This window comes from Chryseobacterium culicis, from assembly GCF_002979755.1.
In the GTDB taxonomy this organism is placed as follows: domain Bacteria; phylum Bacteroidota; class Bacteroidia; order Flavobacteriales; family Weeksellaceae; genus Chryseobacterium; species Chryseobacterium culicis_A.
Map to the genome: position 1 here is coordinate 2,290,300 of NZ_PCPP01000001.1, position 18,480 is coordinate 2,308,779.

Below are 18,480 nucleotides of genomic sequence, written 5' to 3' on the forward strand. Positions count from 1 at the left end.
ATAAAGTTATGAAAATCATCTGCATAGGAAGAAACTACAGCGAGCATGCGAAAGAATTAGGAAATGAAATTCCTGAGAATCCTGTTATCTTTATGAAGCCGGATACAGCCGTTTTAAAAGGAAATGATTTTTACATTCCTGAATTTTCGAATGATATTCACTACGAGCTTGAAGTGGTAGTAAAAATTTCAAAGGGAGGAAAATATATCCAGAAAGAATCCGCTAATAAACATTATGAAGAAATAGGTCTTGGAATCGATTTTACAGCGAGAGATCTTCAGAGTGAGCTGAAATCAAAAGGACTTCCCTGGGAACTTGCCAAAGGTTTTGACGGTTCTGCTGTGGTAAGCAGTTTCTTCAAAAAAGAAAACTTCAGTCTTGAGAACCTTCAGTTTTCATTATTAAAAAATAAAGACAAGGTTCAGGATGGCAATACGAAAGATATGCTGTTCAACTTTGATGATATTATTGCTTTCGCTTCTCAGTATTTTACGTTAAGAGTGGGTGACCTTATTTTCACAGGAACGCCAAAAGGAGTTGGAAAGGTAGAGGAAAATGACATCCTGGAAGCTTATCTTGAAGAGGAAAAAATACTGGACATCAGAATAATGTAAAACAACAATATTCCATCCATAATAAACAAAAGCAATAGTTTGAGAACTATTGCTTTTTTATTGCATATCTGAAATTTCAACAGTTCTGTTCTATCCGTTCCGATCCTTTAAAAACTGTAATCATTTTCAAAATCTTTAGTCAGCAACTCGTAGACTACCCTAAACCATATTATAATACAGGGTACAGCTTTTAAAGAATATTTGATGATATAATTCTTTTTAATGGATGCCGGAAACAAATCCGATGTTGAAAAGCAGGTAAAAATGATAACCAAAACCAATAATCCAATCAGAAAAGGAGTCTTTTCTTTTTGAAGAAAAAACCAGATCATCACCCCTGCTACAGTAATAATATAAGTAGGAGATTCAGAACCTGAGCTAAACAATACCAAAAATAATAAAGCTGAACTGAGAATCATCAGACGGAAAGTATAATATTGATATTGTCTGATCCTGATATACGGTACCGCAAATAGAGGTATTCCAAAAGCTAAGAACACAAGATTTGAAATAGAAGAATCCCCTGAAATTCTCCTGAAAACACCCATTAATGAGATATCCTGTTTATTTCCCAGTATTTGGTTTTCCGTGTTTTTGTCAACTAGAGAATGAAACCAGTCATAATAACTCTGAATAACAAATTCAGGGCTTGAATAGATCATAGGAATCACAAAGCATATTCCTCCAACTATAAGCCCTGAAATAATAAACCTAAATTTATTTTTAACAAACGGAAACTGAGTAAGGCCTACGATCCCATAAATCTTAACAAAAAACAGGATCACAATAGCACTAACGGATTTAACTTCTTTTCTTTCATAAATATAAATTGCAGAAAGTATCAAAAGTCCTGTTAACGCCACATTGAATTGATAGTACAAGGAAGCAGTTATAAACTCCTGTAAACACAGCCATGCAAAATAAGATTTTTCCTTATCGGAAAAAGGCAGCTTATACAATGCAAAGAGAAATACAACAGCATTCCCTATATTCCAGGCTATCATTCCCACTCCATCCTGCAGTATGGCAAAAGGAGCAATAACCGCACTGAGAAAGACTCCGTAATGATTACTGTCAAAAAAAAGACTGGGATATTGCAAAAAAAGATTTTTCTGCTCCTGTGTATTCACAAAAACATATTTATACAGCAAATAATTGTTGTAAGATTGAGGACCACTCAAATAATTGACTAATGCCGTCACCGCAGCCACAACAATATATAGGGTAAAAATAATTTTGTAATCACCTGTCAGCCTGAGAGTATAAGCTATGCACTTTTTCATAAACAAAATTTAAAATAAAATCCACATCTGATTAATAATCAATTTATTATCTCAAATAAATACATAAGCTTTCTTTTACAAAGTCCATCAGGGCATATCTTTTTTTGTAGGATGCTCTTTTCTCTGATTTGATATCATCCATATTTTTTCTGGAGGTTTCCAATGGCAATATATACCAACCTATTCCAGTATTCCGTCCCCCAATTTCTTTCCAAAAATTATCATACGAAAAACAGATGGTGTGGATAAACGGAAGATGGATAAAATGTTTCTTGTTCTGTACCTGATACTTTCCACCAATTCCCATAATTAATTTCACATCAAATTCTTTACAAAACTCCTGCAGGATCTCTATCAAAAAAGACTTAGGCCTTATTCCGTACATGAGTTTTTGAGCTTCTTTTGTAACATACGTCCCATCAATTGCAGGCCGGCCCTGCAGGCAGCCGATTTTGCACACCCACTCATCCTTTTTATTTCTTTCCAATGAAAAGGAAACCGAAGCTATTTTACCATGGAGATGATCAATAACTAAAGAAAAAACCAATTCACCTTCTTTTCTGTAGCGGTCGTTATATCCAATTTCCAGCCTTCCCGGTAAATTATTTTTTAAAGGAAATTCACAGATCACCCAATCGTCCTTATGGATAATCTTTTTAAGATTATGATCATAAATAAAATCATAAGTATCACAGATAATTTTGATTTTCCTTCTGATATCATACCGGGTGGAAAGGTAAGCCTTAAAAGGTTTCAGGAAAAGCCGCGGTCTGTAGGAAAGAATTTCCCTGTATCGGTCACTTTCTAAAATAGTGAACCAATACCCCGAATCTCCATATTCCCATAGGGATAAAATAAAACTTTTGTATTGCTGTTTACGTAAATATTGGGGCTTTTCTGTACTGAAAGCTATTTTTGCGTAATTCCACGCTTTTACACCAATATCAAACATCTGCCGTAAAAATTTCGACAGTGAAACAATTTAGAAAAAATAAATTCATTTGTGTTAAAAATAAAGTTAATTAATTTAATATTTAATCAATGATAATTGTAAATCACATTAATTAATTTAGTAAAATTAACTATTTTTTAAAATATAAATAAAAACATAAAATTCTGCTTTTATGATATAAAAATGAAAACAAAACATTATTCCCAATCTTTACAGAAACAAAACACAGATTATTTATATCAAATAATTTAAATTTTTTATTTTTTTAAGGAAAATTTTGAAACTAAAAAAACTGCTTTTCTTCTTATAATATTATTATATTTTAACACCTGTTCTGGCAAATTTTTCCTATCTTTAGGTAACAAAATTAGAGGTTATGATAAACATTGTATTACCCGTAGATTTTGGGGACAAGACAGACCAATTGGTAGACGGTGCCATAAAATTTGCAAAACAGCTTAACGGCAGAATTTACCTGATCCACGTAGCACCATCAGATATCGGCTTTGCCATTGGTGATATGGGATTTCAATATTTCCCTGAAGTGGAAGCCAACGAAATCAGAGAAGAGCTGGTGCAGCTTAATAAAATTGAGCAAAGAATCATCGGCCATGATATCGACTGTGAGCACCTGTTAAAACAGGGACTTGCCAAAGATATTATTCTGGAACATGCAAAGGCAAAAAATGCAGATTATATTGTGATGGGATCACATGGCAGAAGCGGAATTTATGATGTATTCGTGGGAAGCTTAACAAAAGGAATTACGAAAAGTTCAAGTATTCCTGTGCTGGTACTTCCAATTCACGACTAAGAAAAAGAAATTTTAATCGTTAGTAATAAAAAAACCGATCAAAGCATATTGTTTGATCGGTTTTTTACTATATAACCAATTAATTAACCTTCTTTTTTGTAGATATTCGGATCGTAGTAAGGATTCTTACCTTCCGTTGGAGAATAATAGTCTTTATCTTTGTCTCCACCTAATGTTACTACAAGTACATAGCACCAATAAGTAAATAATACACAGCAAACTGCAAATAAAATCCAGTTTAAAACATTACCGAAAGTATCAAAGAAACCGAAAGTCCATTTGAAAACTTTACTTAAGAATAGAAAGAAAGACGTCATTATTTTCCTTTTTTAAATTAACTTTGTACAAATTTATAAAAAATGTTTAAATTACTTTCAAAAGAAAGCAATATTTTTTCAATTCCTGTTTATATTGGTTTTCTTCTTTTAGTAGTCATAATATTTAACATACTGAATTTCAACACTTACGAAGCTATAATTGCCGGAATAACTTTTCTGGGAATTGCTTTGGGATATTTTTGTTTTCACAGTATTGCCCTTAATTATCAGACCCATCTGCCTTTATTTCTGTATACATTTTTCATTTTTGGGTTGTACCCCGGAAATCTGGATATAGGAATCGCTGTCTCGCTGCTTACGAACTCGTTTCTTATCCTGCTTCTGACCAGCGCAGATGAAGATATCAGGAAGAAATCCTACGTATTGGTAGGGGCTATTGTAGCACTGAATTTTATTTTTCTTCCTACGACATGGCCGATGGCTGTTTTTGTGATTATCCACGTCATTGCAACCTCCGCCAAAATCGGGTTGAATCTTTTCAGATTTCTTTTAGGAATTGTTCTGATTACGTTCAGTTATTTTTCTGTCATGTATTTCGTTCAGTTCACCTCATGGAATATCGATTATTTCCCATTTGGAAAAATGAAGCCGGTAACAGATTACACAGAGCTTTTACCATTGATTCCTGTGGTTCTGATGCTTATCTATGCGGTATATGACCACTTTAAAAACTATAACAAGAAAAGTCCGATAAGCAGATATAAATATACTTTCCTGCTGGTCTTTTCTGTAGCGCAGCTTGTTTCCATCATTTTATATATGAATAAAAGCTATGAATATCTGCTGCTTCTGGCATTTCCTTCAAGTATTATTCTGAGCAGAATGATGAGATTTTTACCCAAATACTGGATGCGGGAAGCCAGTGTATGGCTTATTATTATTAGCTTACTGACCTTTAAAGCAGGTACAGTTTTTGATTTATTTTAGAAAATTATGATTCAGATAGACGATAAATTGATTTCAGAGGAAATTTTTTCCGAAGAATTTGTTTGCAACCTTACGAAATGTAAAGGTGCATGTTGTGTGGAAGGAGATGTGGGAGCTCCGTTAGATAAAAACGAGCTTGAGATATTGGACCGTATTTTTGATCAAATAAAACCTTACCTTACCCAAGAGGGAATTAAAGCCCTTGAAGAGCAGGGAACATGGACTACTGATCCACACGACGGAATGTATGTTACTCCAATGGTGGAGAACCGCGAATGTGCCTATGTAACTTTCGATGAAAAAGGGATTACCAAATGTGGTATTGAAAAAGCGTACGAAGATGGTGCCGTGGACTGGCAAAAACCTATCTCCTGCCACCTTTACCCAATCCGTGTTACAGAATATTCAGCGTTTACCGCATTGAATTATCACGAATGGAATGTATGCAGCGATGCATGTACACTCGGAAAAGAACTTCAGGTTCCTGTTTATAAGTTTTTAAAAACTCCATTGATCAGAAAATATGGCGAAGAATTCTACACGGTTCTGAGCGAAGCTGCTGGCGAATGGAAAAAAGAATACGGTTCTTAACCGATATGTATTTGAATACAAAAATAAAAACCGCAGAGAGATCTGCGGTTTTTGTATATTGGATAAAAAGCTGATTAAAAAAATAGTTGTTTATTTAAAATCAGCATCTGTAACTCCTGAGTTGATTACCACTTTGGTCGTTTTAATTGTCATTTTCTGACCTCCGCCTTCAGCATCTACTTCAGCCGGGAACTGTATTCCATCTACCGCCATATAGCTTTTAATGGTTGCTTTACCTTCTCCAGCATCCGTTTTGTACAAAAGTCCGGTTGCTGCATCGAAATAAAACTTTCCTTTGTCTGAAGACAAAACATTATAGTCTTTTCCGTCTAATTTCTCTGTACTTACTGTCTGGAAATTAGAAGCATCAAAAGCCAGGGCATCAATAGGTTTTCCTTTCTTCAACTCGGCAATTTTATCAGCAGGAATATCTGATTTAGTTCCCATCTGATCAAAGTATCCTTTCTCACCGTCAAACAACTGAACCATTTCTTTTCCCATGAAAGATTGTACAGACTTGAATTTATTTCCTAATTTCTTAGTCGTCATTTGAATTTCCATTCCCTGTACCGCAACCGTGTTATCTGTAATAGTAGATTTCACAGCGTCTAATTTATCTTTTCCACCTAGTGCTTTGAAATAATTATCAACAATTTCTTTAGGTGTCTGTTTTGATTTTACAGCTTCTGTTTTGGCAGATGCAGCCCCTTTTTTCTGAGCTGCTGCAGGCACTGAGAAAAGTACAGCGCAGAAAAACGGAATGATGATCTTTTTCATATTTATAATAAAGTTTAAAGGGTAAATATAGGAATATTGGCGGACATACAAATAAATAATGAGTAATGAGCAATTAGTAATGAATGATAATTGAGTGATGATGAGTGATAAATAATGAATTTTTAGGTGTGGATGGATAATAAAAAAACCGCCAAAAAATTGACGGTTTTCAAATATTTATATCTGAGTATAATTATTTCTTAAGTTCTTCTAAAAATTCGTCGTGAGAAATTTTAGTTTCTTTTTTGCTTGCTTTTTCAAGAATTACATCTTTCAGTTTAGCCATAGCAACTTCAGAAGAAATTTGTCTTACCTGCTCTTGGTCTTTCAACATTTCAACAGCATATTTTTGAATTTCTTCATCCCCTAAGTGGTGGATTCCGTAGATTGCTAATTGGTTTTTCACCAACTGCTCAGCCTGGCCTAATACATCAGCATAGTCAAGGTTGATTTCGTTCTCAGTCATCAATTTACCTTCGATGATCTGGTATCTCAATTGGTTTTTCTCAGCTTCAAGAATTTCTTTAGCCTGATCTTCAGACTGGATGTTCTGGTTAGAGAATAACAACCACTTCACTAGGAAAGATTCAGGAAGTTTTACTTCTTCTTTCTCAGTTACTTGTTCCAATACTTTATTCACGAAGTGAACATCAGCATTCTGTTGGAAGTACTCGTCTAATTCAGTTTTCACTTTATCTTTAAGCTCATCTTCAGACTTGATGTTTCCTTCTCCGTATACTTTGTCGAATAGATCCTGGTTAAGCTCAGCTAAATCTAATGAATAGAAATCTTTTACTTTTACTTCTAGTTCATTGTGGTGTAGGTGCTCAACTTCTTCTTTGCCGAATCCTAATTCTTTAGCTAATTCTTCATCACCTGCAAGAGTTTCTTTCGTAACTTTTACAGATCCGTCCATTTTCAACCCTTTTACCAATTTGAAAGCTTCTTTGTTTTCAGCAGTAATGGTAAGGTTTTTTGGGTGGTGGTGGTGCTCTCCTTCAGCATCTTCTTCCACAACCTGAGAAACTTCTAAAGCAATGTAAGAATCTTTAGTGATTTTATCTTGAGGAACCTGCTCAGCGAAACGCTTCTGCATGTTTTCAATGCTCTTACCGATTTCTTTATCAGAAGCTTCTACTTTGTAGTGAGGAGCTTCATATTTAGCTAAATCTATAGTGAATTCAGGCTCAAATCCTACTTCGAAAGCAACTTCTAATTGATCAGCGTTGTAATCTAGTTCGTTTACTGGCTGAGGAATAGGCTGACCAACTAATCTTAATTTGTTTTCATTAACATAGTTGTTCAATGCATCAGAAACCTGTCTGTTGATTTCTTCAAATGCAATACCTGCTTCATATTGTTTTTTAACCATACTCAAAGGCACTTTCCCTTTTCTGAATCCAGGAACTTGCGCATTTTTAGCATAATTAATCAACTGCTTCTCTACTTTTTCTTTGTAGTCAGATTTTTCCAATGTTACTGTAAGCAATGCACTTACGTCATCATGGTTTTGTGCGGTAACCTTCATTATTGATTAAAATTTTAGGTTGCAAAAATATGAATTTTTTATGAAAAAAACCCATTTAAAATCAACTTATAAAGCCAAATATTGTTAAATAAAAAGCCACCGGAACATTCCGGTGGCCCAAACAAGATTAAAGGATATATTAATTCGTAATATTATAGTTAGCCTGTGCATCTGTTTCACCTCCTGTATGAGTTCCGTAAACCACTCCATTTCCGCTCACTGCAGAAGTTTCAGAAACCGTTACCGGTTCATGGAACAGAGTAAGAACCAATTGACTAGGTGCAGAAGCATTTTTTACAGCCGTATTTACGACCCATTTTGTTTTCAACCCTACGCGATTTCCATCATCTCTTTTGGAAGATTCATCATCGGTACGCGTTAAAGTAATATCAGAGTTGGGAAAGTTATAGACTAAGAAATGTTCATTTTTAGCCTCTTTAATTTCCTGAGTCGCATCTTCATCACCATTCTTGAAAATTACTTCCACATTATAGGTATGCCCGTTAATCAATTTAACATTTGGATTGGTGGTACTGTTCACCTGATAATCATACACCACCGGCGTTCCTGTAGCTACATCGGTAACTCTTAAGAGAACATCTGAAAGTTCTTCCTGAGGAAGGTCATCTGCTTCGTCATCGCTTCTGTTACACGAGGTTAAGCTTAATGAAACTGCGAAGAATAAAAGTCCTAAGATAAGAGTCGTATTTTTAAAAATATTTTTCATGTTTTTGATTTTAAATAATTAAAATTGATATTTAAGAGTTAAAATAAAGTTTCTTCCCATTTCGTTGGAAAAGAAACGAAGTCTGTTCAGATAATCTCTGTAAGACGTATTGAATACATTTCGGACTGAAAAATCAATTCCGAAATTTTTAGACAGATTCACCCCTGTCTGAAGGTTCCAAAGCGAATATCCGTTTGGAGGTGTAGAGATATCTACTTCTTCATTGTAAGCATTTCCATCTGAATCGAATAGTCTGATTGGAACATTATAAACCGGAAATCTTGTCTGTTTCAGATAGGTATTGTTACTTACTGAAACATAGAAGTTTTTCCATTCTTTTTTATTGAATTCCAATGAATTGTTAAAATTCGGAGGCATCATGAGGATAAGGGGTACATTATGGGTTGTATCCTGTCCATACACATAGGAACCGCTTCCCTTATAGGTCAGATTATCTGTAATTTTCAGCTGAGCATCAATATCAATTCCATACATTTTTGCATTGATCTGCTGATAGTTGTAAACTACAAAAGCCCCACCCCATTGCGTATTCTGATATCCTGTAGGAATCTGGTTGATGAAATTCTGAGTATAAAAGAAATACGGGTTTACCGAAATACTTAATCCTTTTAAGACATGTGCTTTAACGTCTGCCACCAAATTAAACTGATTTCCTGTCTCGCTTTTCATTCTCATATCTCCTCTTTCAATAATGGCTGCGGAATGGTGAAGCCCGTCTGCAAAGAGTTCGGCAATATTCGGAGATCTTGAAACTCTTGCGTAGTTAAATTTCAGGTCAAAATATTCAGATGGATGATAAACAATTCCTCCGTTTACTGAAATATTATTATAACTTAAAGATGGGTTGGTAAGAATTCTGTTTTGGTTGATTCTCACTACAAAGTCTGAATAATCTGCGGCATATTGCTTATTCCAGTCGCTCAGATCATACCATTTTGTTACATCATAATGATCATAATCGTATCGGCCTCCCAGTTCAAGATCCAGCTCAGGTGCAATTTTATATTTTAATACGGAATAGATTCCTGCATAATATCTGTCATAATTCGGGACAAGACGCCTTGCCTCGGTCTGAGTATTGGAATAGTTATTCTGATATCCTGCATTAATCCCTGTTTCAAGATTCCATTTTCCTCTTTCGATCAGGTGGTTCACATTCAGATCATTGGTGATCAGCTCAAGATCCAGTGCAGGTTTTTTGCTAAGTTGTTCTGTACGTCTTATATCATATTCCTTTCTATGATTGTACTGGAAGCTATACGTAGCCGTGATTTTTCCAAAATTTTCAAACCTTTTATAAGCAGAAACTTTAGCAATATGATGCTCAATTTCCTGTTTAGGATTATCGATATCATAACTAAAATCCCTTTGGTAGATTGGTTCTGGTGAAGTAAGAGCATTACGCAGATCTTCAGAATTCCCTACGTGAGAACTTCTAAGAATCCCGACTGTGCTTTTCGTCAGATAATAATCAAATGAAAAACCTTTTTCAAAGGTCATCTTCTGAACACCAAAATTAAATCCGGAGCTTTCAAGCCCTGTATTCATCAAGCCATAATCCGGAGCTTCAAGATCACCCAGTTTTTTATAGCTTCCATTGGTTTTTATGGCCCAGCCGTTTTCCCAGGTTTTTGCCAGTTTTACATTAAGATCAGCTCCTCTTCCGTTAGAAATTCCGGAAAGAGAAACATTTCCCATGATTGTATCTTTTTTAGGTAAAACCTGAGGCTGTAAAACAACGACTCCTCCTACCGCTCCGGCTCCATACTTCAAAGCCGATGCTCCTTTAATCACGTCAATATGTTCAAAATTATTGACATCTACGTTAGGTGCATGTTCTACGCCCCATTCCTGTTCAGCAAGCTTTACCCCATCATTCATAATAGAAACCCGGCTTCCATAAAGTCCATGGATAATAGGTTTTGCAATATTATTTCCTGTTTTAAGAACGTTAACACCGGAAATATTGGTTAGTAAATTTCCTAAGTTTTCGGTAACATTTCTTGAAATCATTGATTTATCAAGGGTTTTCACCACCATGCTTCCGTTGTTCTTGTGACTTCCGTGAACCGTCACTGTTTCGATGTCTTTGACGTGATGTTCCAGCGTAATCACCAGATGAACATCCTGATCAACTCCTATATTTTCAGTATAATCATTGCAATCAGGATGTTGTGCAATGAGTGTATACTTCCCTGCAGGAATTTTGTCAAAAGAAAATTGACCTTTCTTGTTTGTTTTAGCTGTAAAGTTCCCGATTTTAATCACCGCATTGTCCAGCAATGTTTTATCATGGAAATCATGAACGGTTCCCTCTACAGTATAAGTTTTTTGTGCACTTGTAAATACTGATCCGCAAAAGATCAGCAGCAGGCAATATATCAATTTCATTGTAAATAGATTGATTGCGTACCCTTTTTCAATAAGGTACATTTTCGTTAAAATTTGTGGAAGGGTTAGTTTAATTGTAAAATGTATGTTGTACAATGTAAAAAGTATAATGTCTAATGAGAAGTTAGAAGCGGTAATTAAATATCAATTACAAGCTATCCGTTGTTTCCCAACAACGTTGAACCTTAAACTTAAAATTTTAAGTATTAAACATTGAACTTAAAGTATCAAACTTTAAACCCTATAGAATCTATGAATTATGAAAGTGCGGGCGGTCCCCGAAGCTGAAAAGTGAATTTGGTCTGTGACCAGATTTTCTCCTGGATGGCGATGATCTGTTTTACTTCATGGCTGTAATGCTCAAAAGTAAAATTGAATTCTTCAGGAGCTAATGTATGTCCGGTAACCAAAAAGTGGCAGGCCAGACAGTCGCCAGCTTTCTCTTTAGTAACGGCTTTCGTCATCGTATTCTCGACTTTTTTAAGATGAAATGCCTTAAAATAATCTACTGAATCGTGGTGGTGAAAGCTTTGAGAAAGCAGCGCAAGGAAATATACTCCAAACAATAGCTTGGAGATAAAACTCTTTAGGTTTCTGCTTTCTTTAAAAATCATGGTTCAAAATTATGAAAATAATTTAATTGTTTCCTTAAAGTTTTATTAAATTACTTAATGACTATTGATAATATGTAGAAATGAGTAAGATTTTGTTACAAAAAAAATGCTTCATAATTTTTAGTTAATGAAGCATTTATATTTCGTTTAATCCAGTTGGGTTCCAAGATATTCCCATTCCTGCAAAGCGGTATCCAGCTCTTCCTTAGCTTTATTATATTGTTCTAAGGTTTCATCTGAAGGGTTTTCTTTGGCAAAAGAAGCTTCCATTTCTTCTACTTTTGTTTCAAGCTCAGAAATTTTCTCTTCTACTTTCTTGATTTTATTCTGAATATTTTTTTGTTCTTTACTGACAATATTTGAAGACTGGCTGCTTACAACAGGTTTTTCTTCCACTTTCTTAGGCTCTACCTTTACTTCGCTATGAAGTTTCGCCTTTTCTGCAGAAATCTCTCTGATGGTTTCCTTTTGTCTGTATTCAAGATATTCATTGATATCCCCAAGGAATTCTTTCATTTTCCCATCACGGAATTCATAGATCTTATCACAAAGTCCCTGAAGGAATTCTCTGTCGTGCGAGATTACAATTAGGGTTCCTTCAAAATTCTGCAGCGCCAGCTTGATGATTTCTTTAGACTGGATGTCCAGGTGATTGGTAGGTTCATCCATGATCAATGTGTTGAAAGGACGAAGCAATAGTTTACAAAGCGCCAGACGGTTTCTCTCACCTCCGGAAAGTACTTTTGTTTTCTTAGTAACGGCATCACCCTGGAAAAGGAAAGATCCTAATAAGTCTCTTACTCTAGGTCTTGTTTCTTCTGTTGCCGCATCTTCTGCTTCTTCCAGAACCGTTTTATTGGGGGTCAACACCTCTTCCTGATTCTGTGCAAAGTAACCGATGTTTACATTATGACCAAGATTCCAAGCTCCTGAGTAGTCTTTGATATCTCCTGCTAAAATTTTAGCTAACGTTGTTTTTCCCTGTCCGTTCTGTCCTAAAAGAGCAATTCTGTCTCCTCTCTGAACGATAAAATCTACATTGTCAAAAATCTGTTTCTGCCCATATGCTTTTCCAAGATTTGCAGCTTCGAAGATTACTTTCCCCGGAACCATAGACTGTACGAAACGGATATTGAATTTTGAAACGTCCTCGTTATCCACTTCGATACGTTCAATTTTATCTAATTTCTTAATAAGCGACTGTGCAAAAGAGGCTTTGGTAGCACTGGCACGGAACTTATTAATATTGTCTTCCATCTGCTTGATCTCCGCATCCTGATTCTTTTTAGCCTGAATCAGTTTTTCACGGCGATCTTCTCTCATGACAAGATATTTGGAATAGTTGGCTTTATAATCGTCAACTTTTTTATTGTTGATATCAAAAGTACGGTTACAAACCGCTGTCATAAACTGTTTATCGTGACTTACCAGAACAATAGCTCCGGGATAGTCTTTCAGGAAGTTCTCCAACCAGATGATGGATTCCATATCCAGGTGGTTGGTAGGCTCATCGAGAAGCATAATATCATTCTTCTGAAGAAGTAATTTTGCCAATTCGATTCTCATTCTCCATCCTCCGGAAAATTCATCAGTGATTTTTTGGAAATCGTCTGCTTTAAATCCTAAACCAAATAACACTTTTTCCATGTCACCTTCAAGATTATAGGCATCATGGTTCATCAAAAGGTCGTTCAGTTCGGTCATTTTATTAATCAGATCCGTGTAAGAATCGCTTTCATAATCTGTTCTGACAGTCATTTGATGATTCACCTCTTCAAGCTCATCTTTCCAGGCATTAATCTGTTCAAAAGCCTGCATGGTTTCCGCCCATACCGTTCTTCCTTTTACAAAATCAAGATCCTGCTTCAGGAAACCAATGGTAACACTTCCTTCCGTCACCACTTCTCCTTCATAGAAATTAATTTCTCCGGACAGCATTTTTAATAAAGTGGATTTACCCGCTCCATTTTTACCTACCAGACCTACTTTATCATCCTTTTTAATGGTGAAATTGACATTTTGAAATAAATAATTTCCTGAATGATGTAATCCTAAACTTTGAACCGAAAGCATCTTAATTAATAATTAGTAATGAATAATGAATTTTCGGGTGCAAAAATACGGAAAAAGAAATGAATAGCCCAGAAATAAAAAAACTGCCCAGTTTTGAATTGTTTTCTTTCTAAATCAAAAACAGATAGAGATCTTAGTAAACAGAAATTTCCTCCATTTTGAGAGCAAATTTTTATTATATACATTAGAGGAATCACAAAGGAATAATGATCCGAGTTTCATTACTCTAGCTCAATAGGGTTATGCCCTTTTTTCTCTGCTTCACTTATTTTTGGTTTGTTTTGCCCTTCTGAAAATACAGTACCCATACTTTCTAACTCACGTTTTGCATTTGCTCTAAAATTTGCTCTTGCATCTGATAATTCTTTTTGCGTGACTAATTTAGCCCCTTCGTATCGTATTTTTTTTATTGTAATGGTTTTACCTTTTAATTTGGAGCTAGATACTGCTTTAACTAATTCATAATCATAATCTCCCGTTTTATCAGCTATTTTTACAATTAATCCAGGGAGACCACTGAATTTGTATGGACCATAGGGAAAAGGAATTTCGGTTGAATACCAAGCTACCCAATCTCTACCTTTATAATTTACTTCTGCTTTTTTACAGTTAATAGAGTTAATTACTTTTGTCTCATTAACTAGCTTCCAATTACGAATTACCGGACTATTATATGATAGCAGAGTCATCCCGACTGATTCGTAAAATTCTGAATTTTCATTTGTTTGGATAATTAAAAAGTTAGATCTTGAGGCAGGAATGCCACTTAAATCAATAATATTACTTTTTTTATTATATGCTGCTGAAAAAGCAGAATCAAATTTCAGTTTATTTTCACTACTGAAAAAAGAACGTTTATCAGTTATTTGTAATGAATATAATTCTTTTATAATGTAGTCTCGATTTAGATTATTAGGCTTGTACTGAAGTAAGTAGGTAAACTCACCCCTTAACGAATCACTCATAGCTGTCTGAGAAAATGAAATAGAGAAAATAAATAAAAATATAATTATTAAAGTGTGTTTTTTTATAAAATTCATAATGTATCATTTACAAGAAACGCTCAAAAAAACTTTGTATACACTCTTTTTTAATTGTAATTAAACAAGTAACTTTTCAAAGGTAAACACAAACTATTTTTTGAACGTTTTCTTTTTAGATTAATCTAATTAATTAATTTTATTCTTTATATTCAGTTAGTTAAGGAGTATATGGACTGTCATACATACAGTAATTACTTTGAATATTGGATCCCCAAGTATTCCATTGACCCTCAGACCAATCTTGGCAAGTATATGCTGATGTGCAAGATACTACTACTGTTCTACATTCAGCAAAGAATGCTGCTTTTGCTTTAGTTTTAGTATTTTTCTTTGACAAGACGGTTTTTTTAGTAACCGCTGTAACTTCTTTTGCTTTAGAATTTACTTTCTCCAAGTTTCCTTTTGCACTTGCAAAACCTGCTATACCAGCCATAGCAATAAATAATAATTTTTTCATGATTGTAATAAATTTATAAAATTGAGTAACTAATATAAGAACATAAATCAATCAAAAGAGAAAAATTTAATTATGTTAATCTACTCATTTAATGCAAATTAAACACTTAAAACATAAATATATAATTTAATAAGTTATATTTCATTATATAATGAAATATTTAAAATAATATTGAATTATTTATAGAATAAAATATTTTTACAGTTGTTGGTTTACAGTAGTACATTATGAGAATTTTAGTTTTATCCGAATGTGAAGAACCATTTCTATTCAGATTAGCCAAACTTTTTGCTTAGCCCCAATTTTTGCACTTGTTGCCTTTTTTCCCTATATGTAATACATAAAACATAAAAAAGGAGACACCAAGCAGATGTCTCCTAACCTAAATTTAAAACTGAGAAGCTTGGGCACTAATTCTTCATTTCATTTAATATAATAGTTGCCGGCGTTTTTAAAATGGTACGAACCCAGATATCATTATTGGGAACGCTTGTCCCATAAAGGAAATCAGCAACAAAACTGTCTTCCGGCAAGTGAAGCTCTACAGAAAGTCTTGTCTGGCTTGCTTCATCTACAGAGGTGCTGCTTGAGACATTGAGTCCGTTGTTGATCAACTCAATATTAATTTCCCGCTGAGTTCTGTACTGGAAACTATCACTGTACAGTCCAAAGTTTGATGAGATATGGGTATAATCTGCAAATCTTCCGAAGTCATATATTGGTTTTTTGTTGATGGAAAGGTCTTTTAAATATTCTTTCATTTTGGTATAAAAACGACTAAGAAAGGAATGTTTATTATAATCTGTTCCAAAATATGCTTCATTCTCTGTACTAAAGATCAAGGATTTTGCATTGGTTTCATCCATCATCAGTTTTCCATATACTTTTGACAGGTCATTGTATACTTTATCACGGCACACATAAGCCTGTGAAAGCCCATTAACCGTTTCTATTTTATATTCCGAGAGTAATGCCTCCCAGATTTTATTTCCATCAACATTGGTTTTTTCATTTCTGATATCTGAGATGTAGTGATGCAAATCTTCGATATTCATGAAATCTGTAGAAATATAAACAGATTGCGGTCCTTCCAGATATCCACCACCTATATCAGCATGATCTCCGGGCACAAAAATTTCTTTCCAGACAGATGACTGATTTTCTGATTTCTGATCCTGCATGATTACCGAGTTTTCAAAAAACCCGGTAAGCGGAAAGAAAAACCTGCTTTCATTGACTGCACAGATATGCAAAGCATTCTCTACCTGTACAGGCATTTTCATATTATAGGTATTAAAAGGTTTGGACTCTACGGTATCAAAGACACCCAAAAATTTTATCCTGCAATTTCCCACCGCATAATACGTTAAAAGCTGGTTACAGAAAGTTCTTGCCAGCATACCTCCTCTTCCGAATCCGTATATATAAAAATGATATTCTTTTGTCTTATCATCAGCAATCTGCTGCACAAAATCTCCAGCTTTCTGAAGTTTATCATCGGAAGAATATCCTCTTCCATAGGGTGGATTTGCACAGGTTGCCATAGCAAAGTTACTATCTTCATTGCCCGTTACAGTACCGATTCCTTCAATATATATTTTTTCATCTCCCGCAAATAAACTGTATAATTTATAGATGTTGGTAAATGTACCATAATAGCTTTCATTATTATTCAGTGGTTTATCCGGTGAAAGAATATTTACCCCATTATTTCCTGTTCCGTCAAAGAAAATCCCGACGGAAATCACTCTGCTGCCATTCATGTTTTTACTTTAATTTTTTATTACAGATCTTGTTTGTGTTTTTTCAATTAACATCCCCAAAAGAGACATTTCAAAATAACAGAAGAAAAACAAAGCGAGCTAGAGTGAAAAGTACCAAATAAAAAAATCCGTATTTCTACGGAATCAAATTATATTTTTTCAAGAGAGTAAATATTATTAACAATGGCATAGATCACTATTCCCACCGTATTTTTAGCTCCGATCTTTTCCAGGATACGCTGCCTATGACTCTCTACAGTTCTTGGGCTGATAAAAAGCTTTTCTCCTATTTCGTTGTTGGTAAATTCCTGACAGATGAGTTTAACCACATCTTTTTCTCTTTCGGATAATTCATCTTCTGTTTCAAAAAGAGAATTTTTCTTGGCAGAGCTATTCATGTATGTAAACAGCATCTGATGGTCTTCAGCCGTGAAAAAGACCCCATTTTTATCCACCATTGTAATGGCATCAATGAAGGTTTTCTTATTCGAATTTTTCGGAAGAAATGCAGATACACCCAGCTTGACCATATATCCAAGAATAGAGGTTTTATAATGGGATGACAGGATAATAATTTTAAGATCAGGATATTTTTCCTTCAGGATTTCTACCAGTTCAAAACCGTTCATAGGTTTCATCTGAACATCTACGAGAGCAATATCAGGAAATTCATCTTTTGAAAGTTTTCCGAGGTCTTCTATAAAATCGGGGCCATTATCTGCGGTAAGGTTCACCGATATATTTTTTTCATTGGACAGCAACATTTTTACCCCTTCGAGGATCAGCTGTTCATCATCAATCAGTGCTAGTTTGATTTGGGAACTCATGATATTTTGGAATTTTTATGATTAAACGACTTCCTTTGTTTGAAAATGTTTTTTTCCATTTGTGTGTGGCATTCATTGATTTGATGCGGGATTCAATATTTTTAATTCCCATTCCTTTTTTTACTTCTTCGTATTCAAAACCCTGTCCGTTGTCGGAAATCACCACTGCCATATTTTCAGGATAATCCTTAATGTAAATCCAAAGATCAGTGGCATCCGAGTGTTTGATCACATTCGTAGTAAACTCCTGAATAATCCTGTACAGCTGTACTTCCACAAAAAGATCTTTCTTTTCATATCCCGGCATTACCTGCAGGGAAATATTAATTTTATGGGAAAGGTTGGCTATTAATTCTTCAGCGTATAAAACCAGTCCCACTGATTCCAGGTTTACGGGGTATAATGAATGGGAAATACTTCTGGCAGCATCAATCAGGGAAGACATCTGACCATAGATATTTTTCTTGATCAGCTCATCACCCTGGGTATCAAGGTTATTGAGCCATAAGGAAAGAATATTGAGTCGGTTTCCGATATCATCATGAATCATGACTGCAATTCTTTTTCTTTCTTCTTCCTGGGCTTTGATGTTTTCCAGTACTAATTTTTTCTGATGAAGAACTTCCGCCTCATGCTGTACATTTTTCTCTTTAATTATTCTGGTTATAAAAGCTCTGTAAGCTAACAGAATAAAGGATACTATAACTGTTATGGTAACAATTATAAGGATCAGCAGATTG

The 18,480-nt window shown here is 34.7% G+C and carries 18 protein-coding genes; 4 read left to right on the forward strand and 14 right to left on the reverse strand.

Annotated elements, in window-relative coordinates; translation table 11 throughout:
* The first annotated feature begins 8 nt into the window (after window positions 1–8).
* Window positions 9–614, forward strand: coding sequence for a fumarylacetoacetate hydrolase family protein (locus tag CQ022_RS10420; RefSeq protein WP_105681334.1), 606 nt, complete (start codon window positions 9–11; stop codon window positions 612–614).
* A gap of 107 nt (window positions 615–721) precedes the next feature.
* Here CQ022_RS10420 and CQ022_RS10425 read toward each other — a convergent pair whose 3' ends face one another.
* Window positions 722–1,897, reverse strand: a complete 1,176-nt coding sequence (locus CQ022_RS10425) for a glycosyltransferase family 87 protein (RefSeq protein ID WP_105681335.1) — start codon at window positions 1,895–1,897, stop codon at window positions 722–724.
* 46 nt (window positions 1,898–1,943) lie between these two features.
* The gene (locus CQ022_RS10430; RefSeq protein ID WP_105681336.1) at window positions 1,944–2,849 is read right to left on the reverse strand and encodes a DUF535 family protein; all 906 of its coding nucleotides are present in this window, start codon (window positions 2,847–2,849) and stop codon (window positions 1,944–1,946) included.
* Window positions 2,850–3,225: 376 nt separating this feature from the next.
* Between CQ022_RS10430 and CQ022_RS10435 the strand changes: the two genes are divergently transcribed.
* Complete coding sequence (locus tag CQ022_RS10435) at window positions 3,226–3,663, forward strand: universal stress protein (protein WP_034696860.1); 438 nt, start codon at window positions 3,226–3,228, stop codon at window positions 3,661–3,663.
* 83 nt (window positions 3,664–3,746) lie between these two features.
* Here CQ022_RS10435 and CQ022_RS10440 read toward each other — a convergent pair whose 3' ends face one another.
* A complete protein-coding gene (locus tag CQ022_RS10440) occupies window positions 3,747–3,980 on the reverse strand; it encodes a DUF6341 family protein (protein WP_047386641.1) in 234 nt (77 codons plus the stop codon).
* A gap of 42 nt (window positions 3,981–4,022) precedes the next feature.
* Here CQ022_RS10440 and CQ022_RS10445 point away from each other — a divergent pair, with 42 nt between their 5' ends.
* Both CQ022_RS10445 and CQ022_RS10450 read left to right on the forward strand, forming a co-directional pair.
* A complete protein-coding gene (locus tag CQ022_RS10445; RefSeq protein ID WP_105681337.1) occupies window positions 4,023–4,928 on the forward strand; it encodes a DUF6427 family protein in 906 nt (301 codons plus the stop codon).
* Between the two features lie 6 nt (window positions 4,929–4,934).
* A complete protein-coding gene (locus CQ022_RS10450; RefSeq protein WP_105681338.1) occupies window positions 4,935–5,519 on the forward strand; it encodes a DUF3109 family protein in 585 nt (194 codons plus the stop codon).
* Between the two features lie 90 nt (window positions 5,520–5,609).
* Here the strand turns inward: CQ022_RS10450 and CQ022_RS10455 are convergent, their stop codons facing one another.
* The 11 genes from CQ022_RS10455 to CQ022_RS10510 form a co-directional block, all read right to left on the reverse strand.
* Window positions 5,610–6,296, reverse strand: a complete 687-nt coding sequence (locus CQ022_RS10455) for a hypothetical protein (protein WP_105681339.1) — start codon at window positions 6,294–6,296, stop codon at window positions 5,610–5,612.
* 193 nt (window positions 6,297–6,489) lie between these two features.
* Entirely contained in the window at window positions 6,490–7,824 is a 1,335-nt protein-coding gene (locus CQ022_RS10460; protein ID WP_105681340.1) for a trigger factor, read from the reverse strand.
* Between the two features lie 139 nt (window positions 7,825–7,963).
* Window positions 7,964–8,551 (reverse strand): hypothetical protein, encoded by a 588-nt coding sequence (locus tag CQ022_RS10465; RefSeq protein WP_105681341.1) that lies wholly within the window; start codon window positions 8,549–8,551, stop codon window positions 7,964–7,966.
* An 18-nt stretch (window positions 8,552–8,569) separates the two neighbouring features.
* The gene (locus CQ022_RS10470; protein WP_105681806.1) at window positions 8,570–10,963 is read right to left on the reverse strand and encodes a TonB-dependent receptor; all 2,394 of its coding nucleotides are present in this window, start codon (window positions 10,961–10,963) and stop codon (window positions 8,570–8,572) included.
* A gap of 257 nt (window positions 10,964–11,220) precedes the next feature.
* A complete protein-coding gene (locus CQ022_RS10475; protein ID WP_228421518.1) occupies window positions 11,221–11,577 on the reverse strand; it encodes a hypothetical protein in 357 nt (118 codons plus the stop codon).
* Between the two features lie 147 nt (window positions 11,578–11,724).
* Window positions 11,725–13,650 (reverse strand): ABC-F family ATP-binding cassette domain-containing protein, encoded by a 1,926-nt coding sequence (locus tag CQ022_RS10480; protein ID WP_105681342.1) that lies wholly within the window; start codon window positions 13,648–13,650, stop codon window positions 11,725–11,727.
* 221 nt (window positions 13,651–13,871) lie between these two features.
* The gene (locus tag CQ022_RS10490; protein WP_105681343.1) at window positions 13,872–14,690 is read right to left on the reverse strand and encodes a GLPGLI family protein; all 819 of its coding nucleotides are present in this window, start codon (window positions 14,688–14,690) and stop codon (window positions 13,872–13,874) included.
* 160 nt (window positions 14,691–14,850) lie between these two features.
* On the reverse strand, window positions 14,851–15,150 hold the full coding sequence (locus CQ022_RS10495) for a hypothetical protein (protein ID WP_105681344.1): 300 nt from the start codon (window positions 15,148–15,150) through the stop codon (window positions 14,851–14,853).
* A 410-nt stretch (window positions 15,151–15,560) separates the two neighbouring features.
* Window positions 15,561–16,913 carry a T6SS phospholipase effector Tle1-like catalytic domain-containing protein gene (locus tag CQ022_RS10500; RefSeq protein ID WP_105681345.1) on the reverse strand — a complete coding sequence of 451 codons (1,353 nt, stop codon included), beginning with the start codon at window positions 16,911–16,913 and terminating at the stop codon, window positions 15,561–15,563.
* A gap of 149 nt (window positions 16,914–17,062) precedes the next feature.
* A complete protein-coding gene (locus CQ022_RS10505) occupies window positions 17,063–17,740 on the reverse strand; it encodes a response regulator (protein WP_105681346.1) in 678 nt (225 codons plus the stop codon).
* The gene (locus tag CQ022_RS10510; protein WP_228421520.1) at window positions 17,709–18,290 is read right to left on the reverse strand and encodes a sensor histidine kinase; all 582 of its coding nucleotides are present in this window, start codon (window positions 18,288–18,290) and stop codon (window positions 17,709–17,711) included. The genes CQ022_RS10505 and CQ022_RS10510 overlap by 32 nt, the downstream gene beginning before the upstream one ends.
* Between the last annotated feature and the right edge of the window lie 190 nt (window positions 18,291–18,480).